Genomic DNA, 15,231 nt, shown 5'->3' with positions numbered 1-15,231 from the left:
AGCCGAAGTCTTTAGCTTTTCATGCTGTAACTTCGGCTATAGCCTATAACAGGTTGGCTTTCTTATTCTTAGGTTCTGTGGACGTTGTGCTGTGCAAGGCATGATGGCGCAGATACTGTTCCAGCATGGTTTGGAAGTATGGATCAAGTCTCTTTGGAAGTTCGGCCGCCGGTAGCCAGAAAGGACGGCCTTCGGAACTGGGGCGCAAACTGCCCCCGGCAACCTCGCCATCATAGATGAGTGTCAACGTGCTCATCTGATGCAGTGTCCGGCAGGTGCCTGGTTGAACGCCTATTAGATTGTGCAGGCGCAAATCTAATCCTGTCTCCTCTTTTCCCTCGCGTATCAATGCCTGTTCGGGTGATTCTTTCCACTTCATAAATCCGCCAGGAAACGCCAGGGTTCCGTCCGGCTGCTCTACAAGCAAAAAGTGCTTATCTCTTTCCACGATCACACAGACACCCCCAAAGGGGGGCAGATTACCCAGCAAGAGCATATTTAGTATGTTAAAGCAGATCCCTGCCAGGCTTTTCGTGATGTAATAAAACATCCATTAGTCTCCTTGAAGTTGATGGTTATTGGCTCTGCTTCTATTACGTTTCAATCCCTGTTGTTGAGGAGATAGTGTAACACCAGGGACGAGGGCGAATGCGCTCATCCCTGGTGTTGCACTATCTCCTCAACAACAATTGAGTGCTGTAGGCGCGAAACCTCCCTAGATGTCCTCACGATCAAGATTCTCGCGCTGCTCACGACTATAATCGAAGTTGGGGTTGGGTTCGGATTCACGATTAAGCTTGCGGTTAAACTGCTCATTTGGCTCTTTGGGTGTATGCACCTCACCCTTGATGCCCTGGCTATATGGCCCTGCCGGGCCTGCCGGATGCTCTGGAGTTCTTACCTGCTCCACAGTTTGCTCATAGGTGCCACCCTGACGCAATGTATCAGCCTGCCCATAATTTTCTGTGGAGCCAAGGCTATATCCTGGCACCTTGCCGCCTTGCTCATTGATATGGCTGGTTTCTGGCACTGGTTGTTCGCTATGCTCAGTCCGATTGCTGTCTTGCTTATAGCCTCCGTTAGCCGGCTCCATCGCATTACGCTCTGCTGGTGTGAGTTGGTTGACATCGTAACCGGCCGATTGCCCGCCTGTTTCTGTTTGCGTATAATCGGGCAGGTTCTCCCTGACCTCAGTTTCTGTGCGTGTGCGAGCGGCCGCCCCTGTGCCTTCGGGACTATGAAAATGATAGCCGCCGCTGTTCTGTAGAATCGCCAGCACATTCTGACTCTGTTCATCGGGGTGGACGGCTACGATTGTTCTCCCTGTGGCGTACTCCTGCGCATAGTATTGTGCCTCATCCTCTGCCAGTCCCATATTTGAAAGATCGTGCATGACATCAGTGGGAGTACGGGTGTGGGTTCCACCAAACAGGTTTTTGATGCTCTCGACAAAGCCTCCTTCGGAGTTACCTGCATCAGAACCAGAATAGCTAATGCGATCGCTGCTTACACCAGCATTGTATAGTTGCTCAAGGGCGTTTTCTGCACTACCTCGCTCGTTAAAGACTGCCACTATCAACTTTTTTTGTACTGTCATGGCTTCCCCTCCTTCTCTGCTTGCATTCCTGCAGATGCATCTGTCAGGCTATCACCATCCGCTGCAACGCTGATGGGTCCCTCTTCAATCAACTTCCCATGTTTATCGGCCGAAGTACTTTGACCTCATAGGCTACTCTTGGCACGAATGGAATGACCAGTAATGATACAAGTAAAGGTCAAGCATGCTTGTGCTCGATTTAAAGCAGATAATTCTGTTCTTGTGCTTAATTGTATATATGTGTTTTACACATATGATTTTATTGTTTTGCTAAACTTGCTCTGTTATACTACTTTCAATAATGTCATTGCTCTTTCCTGTTGAAGTAGACTGAAATGAGGAGAAAAATATTGTTATGGATACGCGGGATGTGATACAGCAGGTTCAGGCGGCTAAGATACGTCTTGTGCGTTTCTTATATTGTGACAATGGCGGCATTATTCGCGGCAAGGCGACCCATGCCCGGAAACTGGGCAATCGCATACATGAGGGCATAGGGCAGACGCTGGCGATGCAGGCTTTCACCGGCGTCGAGACACTTGCATCCGTGGAAGGTATGGGACCGGTTGGCGAGTTCCGACTGCTGCCCGATCCCGCGACGTTTGTCGTGCTCCCCTATGTTCCTAATACGGCAAGCATGCTATGTGATATGGTGCGCCTGGATGGTGAAGCCTGGGAGGCATGTCCCCGCAGCTTCTTGAAGCGTATGCTGGCCCGCCTGGCTGAGCACCATATACGGGCAGAGGTTGGGGTTGAGCATGAGTTTTACCTGGCCCGGGATGTTGAAGGTCAGTATGTGCCGGCCGACTATAGTGCCTGCTATAGCAGCGTTGGTATGGACGAACAGGCAATGGTCGTCGATAGTATCCTGGCCGCCCTGGAAGCGCAGGGATTTGCCGTTGAACTGTTTCATCCTGAACTGGGACCGGCCCAGCAAGAATTATCTTTGACGCACGTGGACGCGCTGCGCGCGGCTGACCAGGTGCTGCGTGTGCGCGAGACGGTGCGTGGCGTGTCTCGTTTATTTCAGCTCTACGCTTCCTTTGCTCCCAAGCCTTTTCTGGACCAGGGAGGCAATGGCGCTCATATTCATCTCAGCCTGTGGGGAATGACGGGCCATGCGCGTGCCCGGCAAAATCTTTTTTATGATGAGCATCGGCCTGGCAGCTTGAGCCAGATGGGACTCTATTTTATCGGTGGCGTGTTGCGTCATCTGCACGCCCTGGTTGCCATTACCTGTGCCAGTCCTAATTCCTATCGCCGCCTGCTTCCCCATTTCTGGAGTTCCGCCTATGGAGCCTATGGTTTTGACAATCGGGAGGGGGCTATTCGCGTACCATCGCTCTTTAAGGGGCGCGAACAGGATTCGAGCAATCTGGAACTGAAATGTGCCGACCACAGTGGTAATCCCTATCTGTCAATAGGTGCACTGATTGCGGCTGGCCTGGATGGTATCATCAACAAAATTGAGCCTGGGGATGCCCAGGTGATCGACCCGGGGAATTATAGCGATGAGGAACGCGCACAGCTTGGTATCCGTCGCCTGCCCCTGTCCTTGAATGAAGCTCTGGATGCTTTAGAGCAAGACCAGGTGTTGCTCGACGCGCTGGGGCCACTGCTGGCCACATCTTATATCGCTGTTAAACGCGAAGAAGCCTTGTTCTTTGCGGATAAATCGCCAGAAGAGGAAGCCCTGCAACATTTCTATAAATACTAATTTGTCAGACTCACTCCATAAAAAAAAGATCCGCTGTAGCTGCTATAGAATGGAAAGAAATAGCAACGCGGATCTTTTTTTATCATATAAGTATGGCTTATGCCAACATAAGCCATACTTATATGGTGGTTGGCTCTTATAAACTGGACGAGCTGTTTTTCGTTGAGTTCAGGGTATCTTTGGTAGTGCTAGCTACATCCTGGCCGCTGGACTTCAACGTCGTACCAGCATTCTGGGCGATGTTGCTGAGATTATTGGCTGAACTCTTTACGGTTGTCGCCGCCTGCTGGGCATAATCCTTCAGTGCGCCAGCGGTCTGGTTCACACGATCGGTGATCTGGCCCTTATAGACGTCGATCTGCTCATTTTCAGGAATGTAGCCGCGCAGTTCGCCAAGACGCTCACTGACCAGCTGACGCATCTCATCACCCTTCATAGGAGCGACGAGCAAACCAATACCAACCCCAAAGAGAATACCTTTCACAAAGCTGTTCATGCGGTTTATCCTTTCTCTATACACAAGTCGTACTTCGCTACGGCATTATTGATAGATTAATCCGTCTCACTGAGTAGATTACGTGTAGCAAAAGCGTTTGGTTTCAGATACCTATAGTATAGGCTATACTCAAAAAAGTGGTGGGAAATATTGATCAGGGGATACGTATTTTACCGTTGTGAGGCAAGTGCCAGCAAGGTCTCGGCGTAGCCCCTGAATGCTGCGTAGGGTCCGGCAAAAGGGAACTCTCTGATTACCAGTTGCAGTTTTTCCTGCGTATAGCCATGGATAACCAGGCCACGTAGCCAGAGGCCGGCCTTATCAATGCGTTGCTGGTCGCCCGGGCGCAGCGGTTGATCCGGAAGACCACGACCATAGTTATAGCGGCGTGCCAGTTCAGGATCCAGCCGATAAGCATGCAACAAAGGGATGACAAATAAGCGGAGCGTGGCATCATTGAGGGCTGGTCGCAGGTAGTCCACAAGCTGTTGTTCATCTATCGCTGTGGCTGTCTCCATCTCTTGCAGCAGGGTATTGCGCTGTTCCAGTGCCACCCGTGTGGGATGGATCAGCCTGGCCTGTCTATCGAGTTGAATTTCATTTAGTGTGCCCAGAATGGTCATACCATAGCCGGTGCGCCCCACCCAGCCATCGATAGTGGCGCTCTGAGGATGTGCTGCCTGTTCGGCTGCTGGGACCCGCTGCCTTTCCAGCGCCTGCTGGCGTGTGATGGGCCAGCGCAGCCAGGCCCATGGAGGATTGACGAGTGGATCCAGGAATAGCAACTCACGATTAGTGACGAGCAGGGCCTCAATAAAGGCCTCCTGTTTTTCACGCCGATTATTGCCGATGATCCAGCAATCGGTGATGCCTGCCTTTCGATATGCCTGGTGGCGCATCTTCCACTCCTCAATATCGAGGGGAGCGCACTGGAACTCAATGGCCCATTGCTGTCTATTGGTGTGTTGCAGAAAGACGTCGGCGATGCGGTTTGGCTCTGGTAGCCGTTTCTCCAGAGAAATGGAGGCCTGTGGATATTGCTGGCGCAGCCATTGGGCCAGTACCAGCTTACCCTGCGCATGGCGAATTGATTCGGCTTCTGTACTCCACGCGCACTCGCCTTTCTGGTGCGCGAAATGTACCTGCGTACGTTTCTCTGCTCCGCCACGGATATGGACAACGCCACGGCAGTTCGGGCAATATAATTGATGATTGCGGGACCACTGCTGGAGCTGTGTAAACGGCGTCTCTCCGGCGATCACTGTGCGCTGATCGGGACCATATGCGACAAGCATGGGCTGTTCCTGGTCTGGCTGCAAAAGAAAAAGTCTATCGTATCCTTATTATAGCACCTGCCTGCGCGATTTTTTGCTATAGTTATGTACCGAAGTAGAAGCCATCGCTTCAATACCTGGTTGGCTTTAATGTATAGATAAATATACAGGATATGAATATGTGAATTATGCAAAAATTTAGCGGCGCTGTTCTATAATGTACACATATTCAGGTGAGGGTGCTGACGGTAGTCGTGCCGATATATACATTGAGAGGTCAGGGTATAAGGTATGCTGGACTTACAACATATTGCTGTGGTCGATAATCACTGCCATCCAATTCTTCTTGAGCAGCAGATGGATGTGTTGCGCTTTCGCGGCTATTTTACTGAAGCGACGCATCCCGATTTTGCGCAAAAGCATGTGCATCACACCATCTATTATACCTGGCTGCTGAGGCAGCTATCGACCATTTACGCTTGTGCACCAATTGAAGAGGAAGTGCTGGCCGCCCGCAATCGCTTCCAAGGGACCGAGCTCCTGGCGCACCTGGTAGGCGCAGCTCATATCGATACGCTGATTCTGGATGTTGGCCATCCCCTTCCAGAATACTGTTTTTCTCCTCAGGCCATTCAACGGGCCGCAGGTTGCCGAACCGCACGTATGCTGCGCTTAGAGACGTTGATGGAGCGCCTGGTGATCGAGCAGAGCGACTTTGATACGGTTGTCGCACTGTTCGAGCAGGCGTTGCAGGATTTGCGTGGCCAGGGCTATTGTTCGCTCAAGAGTATTGTCGCGTATCGTTGTGGGCTTGAGATTCGTGAATGGAGTAAGGATGAGGCTGCGCTGGCTTTCCGCGAGGCACGCCAGATTGTGCAGCGTCAGGGGACGTTGCGCCTGATGCAGAAGCCGTTGATTGACTATTTATTGCATCGCGCCTTTCGGCAGGCAGCGCAGCAGCATGTGCCCATCCAATTTCACACTGGCTATGGCGATAGTGATACCGATATGCGGCTGGGGAATCCTTTGCACCTGCGCGCAGTGCTGGAAGTCAGCGACTATCAGACGATGCCGATTATCCTGCTGCATGAAAGCTATCCTTACAGCCAGCTGGGTGCCTACCTGGCAGCGATCTATCCACACGTCTATTTTGATTTATCGTATATGATTCCAATGGTAGAGAAGTTAGAGATGTGTGCTTTCACGCGCCAGGCTCTCAGTGTTGCGCCTGCCAGTAAACTCATGTATAGTTCGGATGGTATCCACGTTCCGGAGATGTACTGGGCCGGGGCGGTCCGTGGGCGTGCTATTATCGGGCAGGTATTGCAAGAGATGATGGCGGCCGATGAGCTTGATCAGGAGCAGGCGTACCTGTTTGCGCGTCTTATCCTACGCGAGAACGCACGTGCGGTATATAAACTTTAGGTATAGATACGCTGCAACAACGTACCCTCTGCCCGCACATCTGCTAAGGGAGAAAATGGTTATGATCGATTCCGCACTAAGGAATTTTCGTGTAGCTGTCTCTGCACTTATTTTTCATGAAGGACAGATTTTATTGGCGTTACGCCGTGACATCGGGTGGTGGAATCTGCCAGGTGGAGGGATGGAGATTGGCGAGACCGTTGAAGATGCGGTACATCGAGAGGTTCTTGAAGAGACTGGTCTGAAAGTTGAGATTGAGCAACTGGTAGGAGTCTATTCAAAGCCACAGAAGCAAGAGGTGGTGTTGACCTTTCGCTGTCACGTGATCGGGGGATCCCTCACCACCACGGAAGAGTCTAGTGAATGCCGCTACTTCGCAATCGCCGATCTCCCTCGTAACCTGCTACCCAAACATCGGCAGCGTGTGGAAGACGCTTTGCTACGGCAAGAAAGGGCTATCCTACGCAATCAACTGAGCCGCCCTGAGGATGATCAACGTCTCTCACTAGAGTAGGTTGCCGGTTTTGCCTCTGCCTGTCTCTTTTTGATAATTTGCAGGCGTGTAGAGGATGGGGTGGGAAGGTCATCCTGTAGTAATATTTCTAGTCTAGAGGAGTAAAATGGAATGCCAGCTGTAACACCATATGATGTGATTATTATCGGTTCTGGTCAGTCAGGTGGACCCCTGGCGACGGCGTTTGGGCAGGCGGGAAAGAAGACGGCGATTATTGAGCGCGAACATGTCGGAGGCACCTGTATTAATGAGGGGTGTACCCCTACCAAAACGATGGTTGCCAGTGCTCGCGTCGCGTATTTAGCCAGGCGCGCCGCCGATTATGGCGTTGAGACGCATGGATCGGTAAGCGTTGATATGACGGTTGTGCGCAAGCGTAAGCGTGATATTGTAGAGAGCTTCCGCAGTGGCAGCCAGAGTCGCCTGGAAAAATCGGAGAACGTAGATCTCTTACTGGGCGAAGCCTATTTTATCGAGCCCAAAGTCGTCGAGGTGCGCCTGCGCAATGGCGAGGTGCGCCAGCTGCGAGGCGAGATCATCTGCCTTAATGTTGGTGAGCGACCAGCTACTCCTCGTATCGAAGGTATTGAACAGATCCCGTACCTGAACTCAACTACGATTATGGAGCTGGATCAGGTCCCCGAGCACCTGCTGGTGCTTGGTGGAGGATACGTTGGACTGGAGTTTGCCCAGATGTTTCGGCGCTTCGGCAGCCAGGTGACCGTTATCCAGCGTGGCAAGCAGTTGTTAACGCGTGAAGATAGCGATATCGCGCAGGAGGTCCTCAAGATCTTGCGCGAAGACGGCATCGAGATTCTCCTGGAGAGCACGGCGAAGAGCGTCAAGAAGAGTGCGGACGGCCATATCCAGCTGATAGCGCAGACACCTGAAGGTGAGCGTAGCCTGACCGGTTCACACCTGCTGGCTGCCGCTGGCCGCGTTCCCAACTCTGATTCACTACACCTGGAGGCTGCCGGTATTACAGCCAATCAAAGAGGCTATATCGAGGTGAACGATCATCTGGAAACCAATGTGCCCGGCATCTATGCCCTCGGCGACGTAAAAGGTGGCCCCGCCTTTACCCATATCTCTTATGACGACTTCCGCATCCTGCGCACCAACCTGATCGAGCACGGCAACGCCAGCATCGCCAACCGCCTCGTGCTCTACACGGTCTTTATCGATCCACAACTGGGCCGCGTTGGTCTTACCGAAACAGAGGCCCGGCAGCAGGGGCGCAAGATCAAGGTGGCTAAAATGCCCATGGAGTATGTCGCGCGCGCCCTGGAAGTTGATGAGGCACGCGGCGTCATGAAAGCGATCGTCGATGCCGACAACGACCAGATCCTGGGAGCCTGTATTCTGGGATTGGAGGGCGGAGAAATCATGTCGATGCTTGAGATTGCCATGCTCGGCAAGCTGCCTTACACCACATTGCGTGATGGCGTCTTCGCGCACCCTACCCTCGCCGAATCCCTGAACAACCTCTTTAGCTCGTTTGAATCCTGATCGGGTTCGGCAATCGACGCAAGAAAAAGCGGCGGTCAGGAAAGATCTCCTCGACCGCCGCTTTTCTTATAGCTACAAAGGCTAACGGGCCTGTAAGATGACAACATCCATCGCCGGGATGGTTAGTTGATCTTTGACCGTCTCGCCATCCAGCAGTGAGGTGTAGGTACCACCGGGGAGGGTGACCTGCTGATCTTGTTGCTGGTGGTTGAGCAGGAAGTAGATGTTGTCACCGCTGCTGGTGACGCGCCGCGTCACCTCGATCTCGCTTCCGAGTGACAGCAGGGGCTGGACGCCCGCCTGCTGACAGATCTCTTGCGCCAGCCTGTCGAGAAACTGCTGACTGCTCTGCGTGGCCAGGTAATAAGCGTTGCCACTACCGAAGTGGTTGACGGTCAGCGCTGGCTGATCGGCGTAGTAATCATCGGTGAAGGTCCCCAAAGCCTGTGCCCCCTCCAGATGCACCAGCTCTCCCCACAACTCTGCGGGATAACTGCCTGCCAGCGCTCCTTCTTTGATGACCACCTGATTGTGCATGGCTGGTGTCAGGGGATCAAATTCTTCGACGTGGATACCCAGCAGCTTGCGTAACATCCCCGGATAACCGCCCAGGGCGACATGATTGTTCTCGTCAACGATACCACTGAAGAAGGAGGTCAGCAAGGTTCCGCCCTTACTTACAAAGTTCTCCAGGTTATCGGCGGCACCGGGACTCAGCATGTACAGCAATGGCGCTACCGCGACTTTATACTTGCTCAGGTCGCTATCCGGCTTGACGATATCGATGCTGATGTTCTGCTGATGGAAGGCATGGTAGTAGCGCCCCACAATCTCCATATACTTCAGCCGATTGCTGGGACCGGGCAGATATTCGACCGCCCACCAGTTGTCCCAATCCAGTAGGATGGCGACATCGGATTGGGTGCTGGCGCCTGCCACGCTCGCAGAGAGCTTTGCCAGCTCGGCTCCCACCTGCGCGGCCTGTTTGAAAATGCGGTTGTGTTCATCCCCCTCATGGGTAATGACGGCACTGTGAAACATTTCCGCGCCCGTTTTAGATTGTCGCCACTGGAAGAACAGGATGCCATCGGCGCCATGGGCGACCCCCTGCAGCGAATGCAGGCGCATCTGACCGGGACGCTTGTGCGGATTCTGGGGCTGCCAGTTGACCTGGCTGGGGCTCTGCTCCATCACCATATGAGGGCGACCTCCTTTGGCGGAGCGCATCAGATCGTGGTGCAGCGCATTCCAGGCCGGATCGGTTCCATGGGCTGGATACATATCAAAGGAGACGATATCCATATGCCTGGCCCAATCATAGGCGTCAACGGGTTTGAACGCCACCATCAGGTTGGTGGTCAGAGGCACATTTGGCGTGACCGCGCGTAGGATGTCTTCCTCAATGCGATAGCAGCCGAGCAGTGAATCATTCATGAAGCGCCAGTAATCGAGGGTCTGGCCTGGATTATTCTGCGCCGGACTGACGCGCGGAGGAAGGATATCTCCCCATTCGTAGTAGCGCTGGCTCCAGAAGTTGGTGCCCCAGACCGTATTGAGCTCCTCCAGTGAATTGTAGCGTTCCTGTAGCCAGACGCGGAACGCCTCGGCGCAGTTATCACAATAGCACTGGCTGGTATGGCAGCCATATTCATTGTTGAGGTGCCACATCTTCAAGGCTGGATGCTGCGCGTAGCGTTCCGCGAGACGCTGTACCAGCGCCGCGCTCTTGCGACGGAAATCGGGGCTATTGGGACAATAGTGCTGGCGCGATCCATGCGACATGCGCACCCCTTCTCTGGTCACTGGAAGCATCGATGGATAGAGACGGCTCATCCAGGTTGGCGGCGAGGCTGTCGCGGTCGCCAGGTCCGCGGCGATGCCATGCTCGTGTAGCAGATCCATAATGCGATCCAGTTGTTCGAAGTGATAGTGTTCTGGCCTGGGTTCAAGCAGGGCCCACGAAAAAATATTTATCGAGACCATATTGACGTTGGCCAGTTTCATCAGGCGCATGTCTTCCAGCCAGACATCTTCTGACCATTGTTCTGGATTGTAATCACCACCATACAAGATATGGCCTGGTAATGGATGTTGCATAGCTTACTACTTCCTCATAGAAAAAGATTGACACCATTATCTTTACGCTTATCTGAAGCAGGCAATTTGAATAATGGGTGTATGCCACGTACAGATGCCCCGCTCCTGACTGATCGGGAAGGCATCTATAGTATTCTATTATATCAAAGCGCTGCTATCTTTGTTCCCCTGCTTAAGTTTTTCTGAGCGATCCCACACGCGCGGCCGCGCCGTTTTGGTATGGTGGTGCCGCAGGGGCGCATTCGCACCCTTGCGACCAATACATTCAATGTAGCAACATCGCAAATGAAGATCGTCGTAGGTGCTGGGCTTGCCCCAGCTTGGCCGCGAAGCGGCCCCGTGCCCGAGCGCGCACGTTCCACCAACGATACCATCTCCCCTCTCACAGAGGCGCCAGCATGTTATGTTGAATGTATTAGCCCTTGCGGCCCCCCAATACACCAAAACAGTGCGGCCGCGCAGCAGACGCGCGTGTGGGGGCGCTTACCTGTCCCCATGATGAGGGGCATCAAACACTCTCCAGAAGATCTGGATGACTTTGGAGCAGAGACGCGGCCAGCGAAACGGATTCCCAGGAGGGGACCCAGAGCTGGCGCTGGTGTGAAAGTCCTGACCCATCAAGGATGCTTGCACCCTGTTGCAGCATGCTCTCTAACGTCGGTTGCTGTAGTAACGTCGGCCAGAGTTCAGGTCGAATATACAACAGACCCTCTGTTGTCCCGGTATGGGTCAGTGGCTGCAGGGTGCGGGCGAGAAATAGACAATAATATGTATAAGGACCAGTAGGGAGCCCTGGGCGCAAAGGGGTGTAGGGGTAGAGATTGCTCTGGCGTTCAAGAAGGAAAGGTGGAACGATATCGGTCGATGTAACAGGGTACTGCTCACCTGTATCTATCTCATGGAAATAGGTTGAAGGGGAGGGGAGCAGTTGAAGCTCAACCTGTAGTTTTTCCTGTGCCTCGCGTAAGGCGCACTCCCAGATCGTTTCTCCTTGCCTCTGATCCCCACCCAGGCCCTTGATCCGGTACGCGGCAGTCTGTTTCCCCTTTTGAGAGGGAAGATAGTCAGTATTGAGCCTTACGATCAAATGCCCCTGCTGCAGTAGAATGACGCCAGCGCAAAAGGGCTGATTGGTGGTAAGGTGTCGCAAATCAATACTTTCCAGGCGTGAATTTGTCATCTCCTCTGCTCGGCTTTCTCATTTTGACTGGAGCGTATCGCGTAGCGCGTTTTGGAGTGCTCGCTCAACCTCAGTCATCATGCGTGTAGACAGTTGGGCGGCCCATTCCTCATCCCATATGCCCTGCTCTTGTAGGATGTGCTGACATCGCACCAGGGGATCAAAGAGCTTTCCTGCATTGGATTGGGGAGGCGCATACTGTACCACGTTGGAGAGATCCCGACCATAGGGAAGTAGTACAGCTGGTTGAGAGCGGGTGATCGCCATTTCTAGAAATGTCGGGCCATGCCCCTCGCGTGCATACTGTATTGCCTGGCGCATCGCAGTGTAGACAGCGACAATGTCTGTGCCATCGATTCGTTGATAGGCGATTCCTGCTGGTAGAGCGTCTTTGGGTAGGCAGGAGGGGGGAAGCGAGGTAGCAAAGTTATCTGTACCCCAGATCTGGGTACAGTCTTGTTCACAGATAAAAACCACGGGTAATGCATGCTGGGCGGCGAAACGCATCCCTTCTGCAAAATCCGGTTCTTTTATGGCATCATCGCCGCAGTAAGCAATCGTAGCCACCGTGGCTTTACGGAGTTTGCTGGCAAATGCGATGCCAGCGGCATGTAACAGCTGGGTTGCCACCGGTGCTGGACCGGTGATTGTATTGTGTTTCTGATAGCCCCAATGCTGAAAGGACGGTCCGGCCCCCCTTTTTTTTTCTGCCTGCTGCTGGCGTTGGGAATGCAGGCAGGTCCGGAAAACCTCATAGGGCGTCATTCCGATGGTCAGAACGACTCCTAGGTCCCGGTAATAGGGGAGGGTAAAATCCTGGCCGACCTCGATACAGATCGCGCTACCTACCTGGGCTGCTTCATGTCCGCGACTGCTGGTAACAAAATCGATGTATCCCTGTGCGTATAACCTCCATGCGCAATCATCGACGATGCGAGTTAAGAGCATCTTAGTGTAGAGATCTCGTAAAACTGCTGAAGATGGAGCTATGCTCGTCATTTACTGATACATCTCTTTGGGTACCCATGATCTTCTCTGCCACCAACCAGTATTTCGCTGGTGAGACATGTTCCGATGAAAAAAATAGTTAGACACATTATAGTGCTCAACCAGAGAGAATGTCTAGTATGTGCTCTGGTTTTTTGCTTTGTCGATCGAGTAGCGAAAAAGGAGCGATTATTGCTTTTCAAAGCCATCAACCATTATAATGGTGATGTGATTTATTATGTTAGGAGCATCGATGAAGCCTACAGCGTCAACGCAGACAAATATGTGGAGGCATTAGTACAAATATGACAACGAATCTTCGAGCAACAGAGACAGAGATGCCAGCAGGGCCGCTGGATGTCGTTACGCTCTATCGCACCATGGTCACCGCCAGAGTCATTAATGACTTGTTGAAAACACGTAAGACACAGGGAAAATTCCCTTTTTACATTGGTTGTGCCGGGCATGAGGTAATGGCTGCCGTCGTGGCGGCTCTGGATGAAAGTGATTGGCTCGCATTATATTATCGCGATCTGGGCGCCTGGTTACAACGGACGGGTGATGTGTATGGACCTCTGCGTGAGGCCTACTCGCGTGTGACGGGGCCAATGAATGCTGGTCGAAATATGCCAGCGCACTATGCCAGTAAGCAACATCAAATTCTTCCATCGGTGAGTGAGGTTGCTGGCCTGTGCCCCTTCGCTGGCGGAGTTGGCTTTTCGCTGAAATGGGATAAAAGCGACTCCTTAATTTTGTGTTCTACCGGTGATGGTGGGGCGGCAACAAATGATTTTAACGTGCTGTTTCGACAGGCTGGTATTCATCGTCTCCCTATTTTGATCGTCGTTGAAGATAATGGTTGGGCCATTACCCAGCCTGGCGGAAATCAATGGTCGGGTTCATTGGTCGATTGGGCGAATGCGGGAAATGTATACGCGGAAGAGGTTGACGGCACCGATGTGATGAGGACCTATGAGGCGACCCGCCGCCTGGTGCAGCATATTCGTTCGGGTCGGGGGCCCGCCCTGATGCATCTGCGCCTGGGCCTGCTTGACGCGCATTCGAGTAGCACCGATATTCGCTCCTACCGTACAAAGGAAGAGATCGAGGAGACGACCGCCACCAAAGACCCGGTTAAGAACTTTGGTCGCTGGCTTGTCGCACAGGGAATATTGCAAGATGCTGATATAGAGCGGACCAGGAAGGAAATTCGTGCCCAGGTTGAGCGTATTGAGCAGGATGTATTAAAAGAGCCCGAGCCGGGCCCCGAGCGCGTGCTGGAGCATATATTGAATGTGCCCGAGTGGCGTGAGAATACACCACGGGGCAACCGACGCACACTGACCATGCTGGGGGCGATCAACGAGGCCCTGGTTGAACTGGCCCAGCGTGATCCCGGTTTCTTCGTGTACGGGCAGGACGTTGGGAGTCCCAAGGGTGGCGTCTTTGGCGCGACCGCCTCGCTGGTCAAACAAATGCCCGGTCGCGCGATCAGTAGTCCTTTAAATGAGCAAATGATTGTGGGCATCGCTTCGGGCGCGGGATTGCGTGATGGCAGGGCTCGTTGTGCCGAGATCCAGTTTGTCGATTATCATCAGTCCGCCACACAGACGATCCGCCTGGCTGCGCGCATCCCTTATCAGACAAACGGCAAATGGAATTCCCCCTTGTTAATCCGCACCAAGTCCGGTAGTGGGGGCGGTGGTCCAATCTCTAGTAGTACCGCAGGCGGTGGTGCCTATGGGCATTCTAATACAGGTGAACAATGGTTCACTAATATTCCAGGCATGATTACCGTCTGTCCTGCTTCACCATTTGATGCCAAGGGCTTGCTACTAGAGTCGGCTCGTGCGCAATCTCCGGTCGTCTTTTTAGAGCGTGGGCGCCTCTATCGCTCTGAGCCACCGAAGGACGCCAACGGCAAGATCATTCCCGAGATGGCTGAATACTGGAATGTGCCTGAAGGATACTATACCCTGCCTATCGGTAAGGCCCGACGTCTGCGTTTTGGCACAGGACCTCTGAGCGTTGCCATTATCGCCTGGGGCACGATGGTTCTGGAGTCCTGTACCGCGGCCGTTAATATGGCTCGGCATGCTGGCGTGAGCATTGAAGTGGTGGATCTGCGTACCCTGGAGCCCTTTGACAAAGAGGCGGTCGCGGCCGCCGTTAAAGAGGCTAATCGTGTGATTGTTGTCACCGAAGAGATCGACCTGACCAGCTTTGGTCGCCACCTTCATTCCTGGATCGTGCAAAATTGTTTCTATGATCTGGATGGAACACCCGCTTTCCTGGCGGCGGTTCCCGCTCCTCCCTCACCCTATAGCGGGAGCGAAGAGGAGAAGTTCTATCCAACCGCCATCACCATTGAAGCCAAACTGAGCGAACTACTGGCTGAATAGAGAAAGTAGAGAGTTTTTTTATTCATTGGTGCA

12 protein-coding genes are annotated in these 15,231 nt (G+C 53.0%); 5 read left to right on the top strand and 7 right to left on the bottom strand.

Annotated elements, in window-relative coordinates:
* Positions 1-43: 43 nt before the first annotated feature.
* Complete coding sequence (locus tag KTT_RS01950) at positions 44-550, bottom strand: NUDIX hydrolase (RefSeq protein ID WP_126594387.1); 507 nt, start codon at positions 548-550, stop codon at positions 44-46.
* A gap of 165 nt (positions 551-715) precedes the next feature.
* Positions 716-1,597: a general stress protein gene (locus tag KTT_RS01945; RefSeq protein WP_126594386.1), complete on the bottom strand. Its 882-nt coding sequence runs from the start codon at positions 1,595-1,597 to the stop codon at positions 716-718.
* Between the two features lie 355 nt (positions 1,598-1,952).
* On the opposite strand from KTT_RS01945, the gene KTT_RS01940 reads away from it, so the two are divergent.
* A complete protein-coding gene (locus tag KTT_RS01940) occupies positions 1,953-3,314 on the top strand; it encodes a glutamine synthetase family protein (RefSeq protein ID WP_126594385.1) in 1,362 nt (453 codons plus the stop codon).
* Between the two features lie 136 nt (positions 3,315-3,450).
* Here KTT_RS01940 and KTT_RS01935 read toward each other — a convergent pair whose 3' ends face one another.
* Positions 3,451-3,810: a YtxH domain-containing protein gene (locus KTT_RS01935; protein ID WP_126594384.1), complete on the bottom strand. Its 360-nt coding sequence runs from the start codon at positions 3,808-3,810 to the stop codon at positions 3,451-3,453.
* A 170-nt stretch (positions 3,811-3,980) separates the two neighbouring features.
* Positions 3,981-5,105: a competence protein CoiA gene (locus tag KTT_RS01930; RefSeq protein ID WP_126594383.1), complete on the bottom strand. Its 1,125-nt coding sequence runs from the start codon at positions 5,103-5,105 to the stop codon at positions 3,981-3,983.
* A gap of 270 nt (positions 5,106-5,375) precedes the next feature.
* Between KTT_RS01930 and KTT_RS01925 the strand changes: the two genes are divergently transcribed.
* From KTT_RS01925 to KTT_RS01915, 3 genes are all read left to right on the top strand, one after another.
* Positions 5,376-6,509: an amidohydrolase family protein gene (locus KTT_RS01925; RefSeq protein WP_126594382.1), complete on the top strand. Its 1,134-nt coding sequence runs from the start codon at positions 5,376-5,378 to the stop codon at positions 6,507-6,509.
* A gap of 61 nt (positions 6,510-6,570) precedes the next feature.
* Positions 6,571-7,023: an NUDIX domain-containing protein gene (locus KTT_RS01920; protein ID WP_162854189.1), complete on the top strand. Its 453-nt coding sequence runs from the start codon at positions 6,571-6,573 to the stop codon at positions 7,021-7,023.
* A gap of 111 nt (positions 7,024-7,134) precedes the next feature.
* A complete protein-coding gene (locus KTT_RS01915; RefSeq protein ID WP_126594380.1) occupies positions 7,135-8,532 on the top strand; it encodes a mercuric reductase in 1,398 nt (465 codons plus the stop codon).
* Positions 8,533-8,613: 81 nt separating this feature from the next.
* Here KTT_RS01915 and KTT_RS01910 read toward each other — a convergent pair whose 3' ends face one another.
* The 3 genes from KTT_RS01910 to KTT_RS01900 all read right to left on the bottom strand — a co-directional run bounded on the left by KTT_RS01910 (position 8,614) and on the right by KTT_RS01900 (position 12,808).
* Entirely contained in the window at positions 8,614-10,629 is a 2,016-nt protein-coding gene (locus KTT_RS01910; protein ID WP_126594379.1) for a beta-galactosidase, read from the bottom strand.
* A 508-nt stretch (positions 10,630-11,137) separates the two neighbouring features.
* Entirely contained in the window at positions 11,138-11,809 is a 672-nt protein-coding gene (locus KTT_RS01905; RefSeq protein WP_126594378.1) for an NUDIX hydrolase, read from the bottom strand.
* Positions 11,810-11,827: 18 nt separating this feature from the next.
* The gene (locus KTT_RS01900) at positions 11,828-12,808 is read right to left on the bottom strand and encodes a thiamine pyrophosphate-dependent dehydrogenase E1 component subunit alpha (RefSeq protein ID WP_126594377.1); all 981 of its coding nucleotides are present in this window, start codon (positions 12,806-12,808) and stop codon (positions 11,828-11,830) included.
* A gap of 293 nt (positions 12,809-13,101) precedes the next feature.
* Between KTT_RS01900 and KTT_RS01895 the strand changes: the two genes are divergently transcribed.
* The gene (locus KTT_RS01895) at positions 13,102-15,198 is read left to right on the top strand and encodes an alpha-ketoacid dehydrogenase subunit alpha/beta (protein WP_126594376.1); all 2,097 of its coding nucleotides are present in this window, start codon (positions 13,102-13,104) and stop codon (positions 15,196-15,198) included.
* Positions 15,199-15,231 lie beyond the last annotated feature (33 nt).

This window comes from Dictyobacter aurantiacus (assembly GCF_003967515.1).
Lineage (GTDB): Bacteria > Chloroflexota > Ktedonobacteria > Ktedonobacterales > Ktedonobacteraceae > Dictyobacter > Dictyobacter aurantiacus.
This window is presented reverse-complemented; position numbering and strand designations above follow the sequence as displayed.

Bases quoted from the DNA above. Each gene is read 5' to 3' on its own strand.
- KTT_RS01950 (WP_126594387.1), bottom strand. From the start codon at position 550: ATGTTTTATTACATCACGAAAAGCCTGGCAGGGATCTGCTTTAACATA.
- KTT_RS01945 (WP_126594386.1), bottom strand. From the start codon at position 1,597: ATGACAGTACAAAAAAAGTTGATAGTGGCAGTCTTTAACGAGCGAGGT.
- KTT_RS01940 (WP_126594385.1), top strand. From the start codon at position 1,953: ATGGATACGCGGGATGTGATACAGCAGGTTCAGGCGGCTAAGATACGT.
- KTT_RS01935 (WP_126594384.1), bottom strand. From the start codon at position 3,810: ATGAACAGCTTTGTGAAAGGTATTCTCTTTGGGGTTGGTATTGGTTTG.
- KTT_RS01930 (WP_126594383.1), bottom strand. From the start codon at position 5,105: ATGCTTGTCGCATATGGTCCCGATCAGCGCACAGTGATCGCCGGAGAG.
- KTT_RS01925 (WP_126594382.1), top strand. From the start codon at position 5,376: ATGCTGGACTTACAACATATTGCTGTGGTCGATAATCACTGCCATCCA.
- KTT_RS01920 (WP_162854189.1), top strand. From the start codon at position 6,571: ATGATCGATTCCGCACTAAGGAATTTTCGTGTAGCTGTCTCTGCACTT.
- KTT_RS01915 (WP_126594380.1), top strand. From the start codon at position 7,135: ATGCCAGCTGTAACACCATATGATGTGATTATTATCGGTTCTGGTCAG.
- KTT_RS01910 (WP_126594379.1), bottom strand. From the start codon at position 10,629: ATGCAACATCCATTACCAGGCCATATCTTGTATGGTGGTGATTACAAT.
- KTT_RS01905 (WP_126594378.1), bottom strand. From the start codon at position 11,809: ATGACAAATTCACGCCTGGAAAGTATTGATTTGCGACACCTTACCACC.
- KTT_RS01900 (WP_126594377.1), bottom strand. From the start codon at position 12,808: ATGACGAGCATAGCTCCATCTTCAGCAGTTTTACGAGATCTCTACACT.
- KTT_RS01895 (WP_126594376.1), top strand. From the start codon at position 13,102: ATGACAACGAATCTTCGAGCAACAGAGACAGAGATGCCAGCAGGGCCG.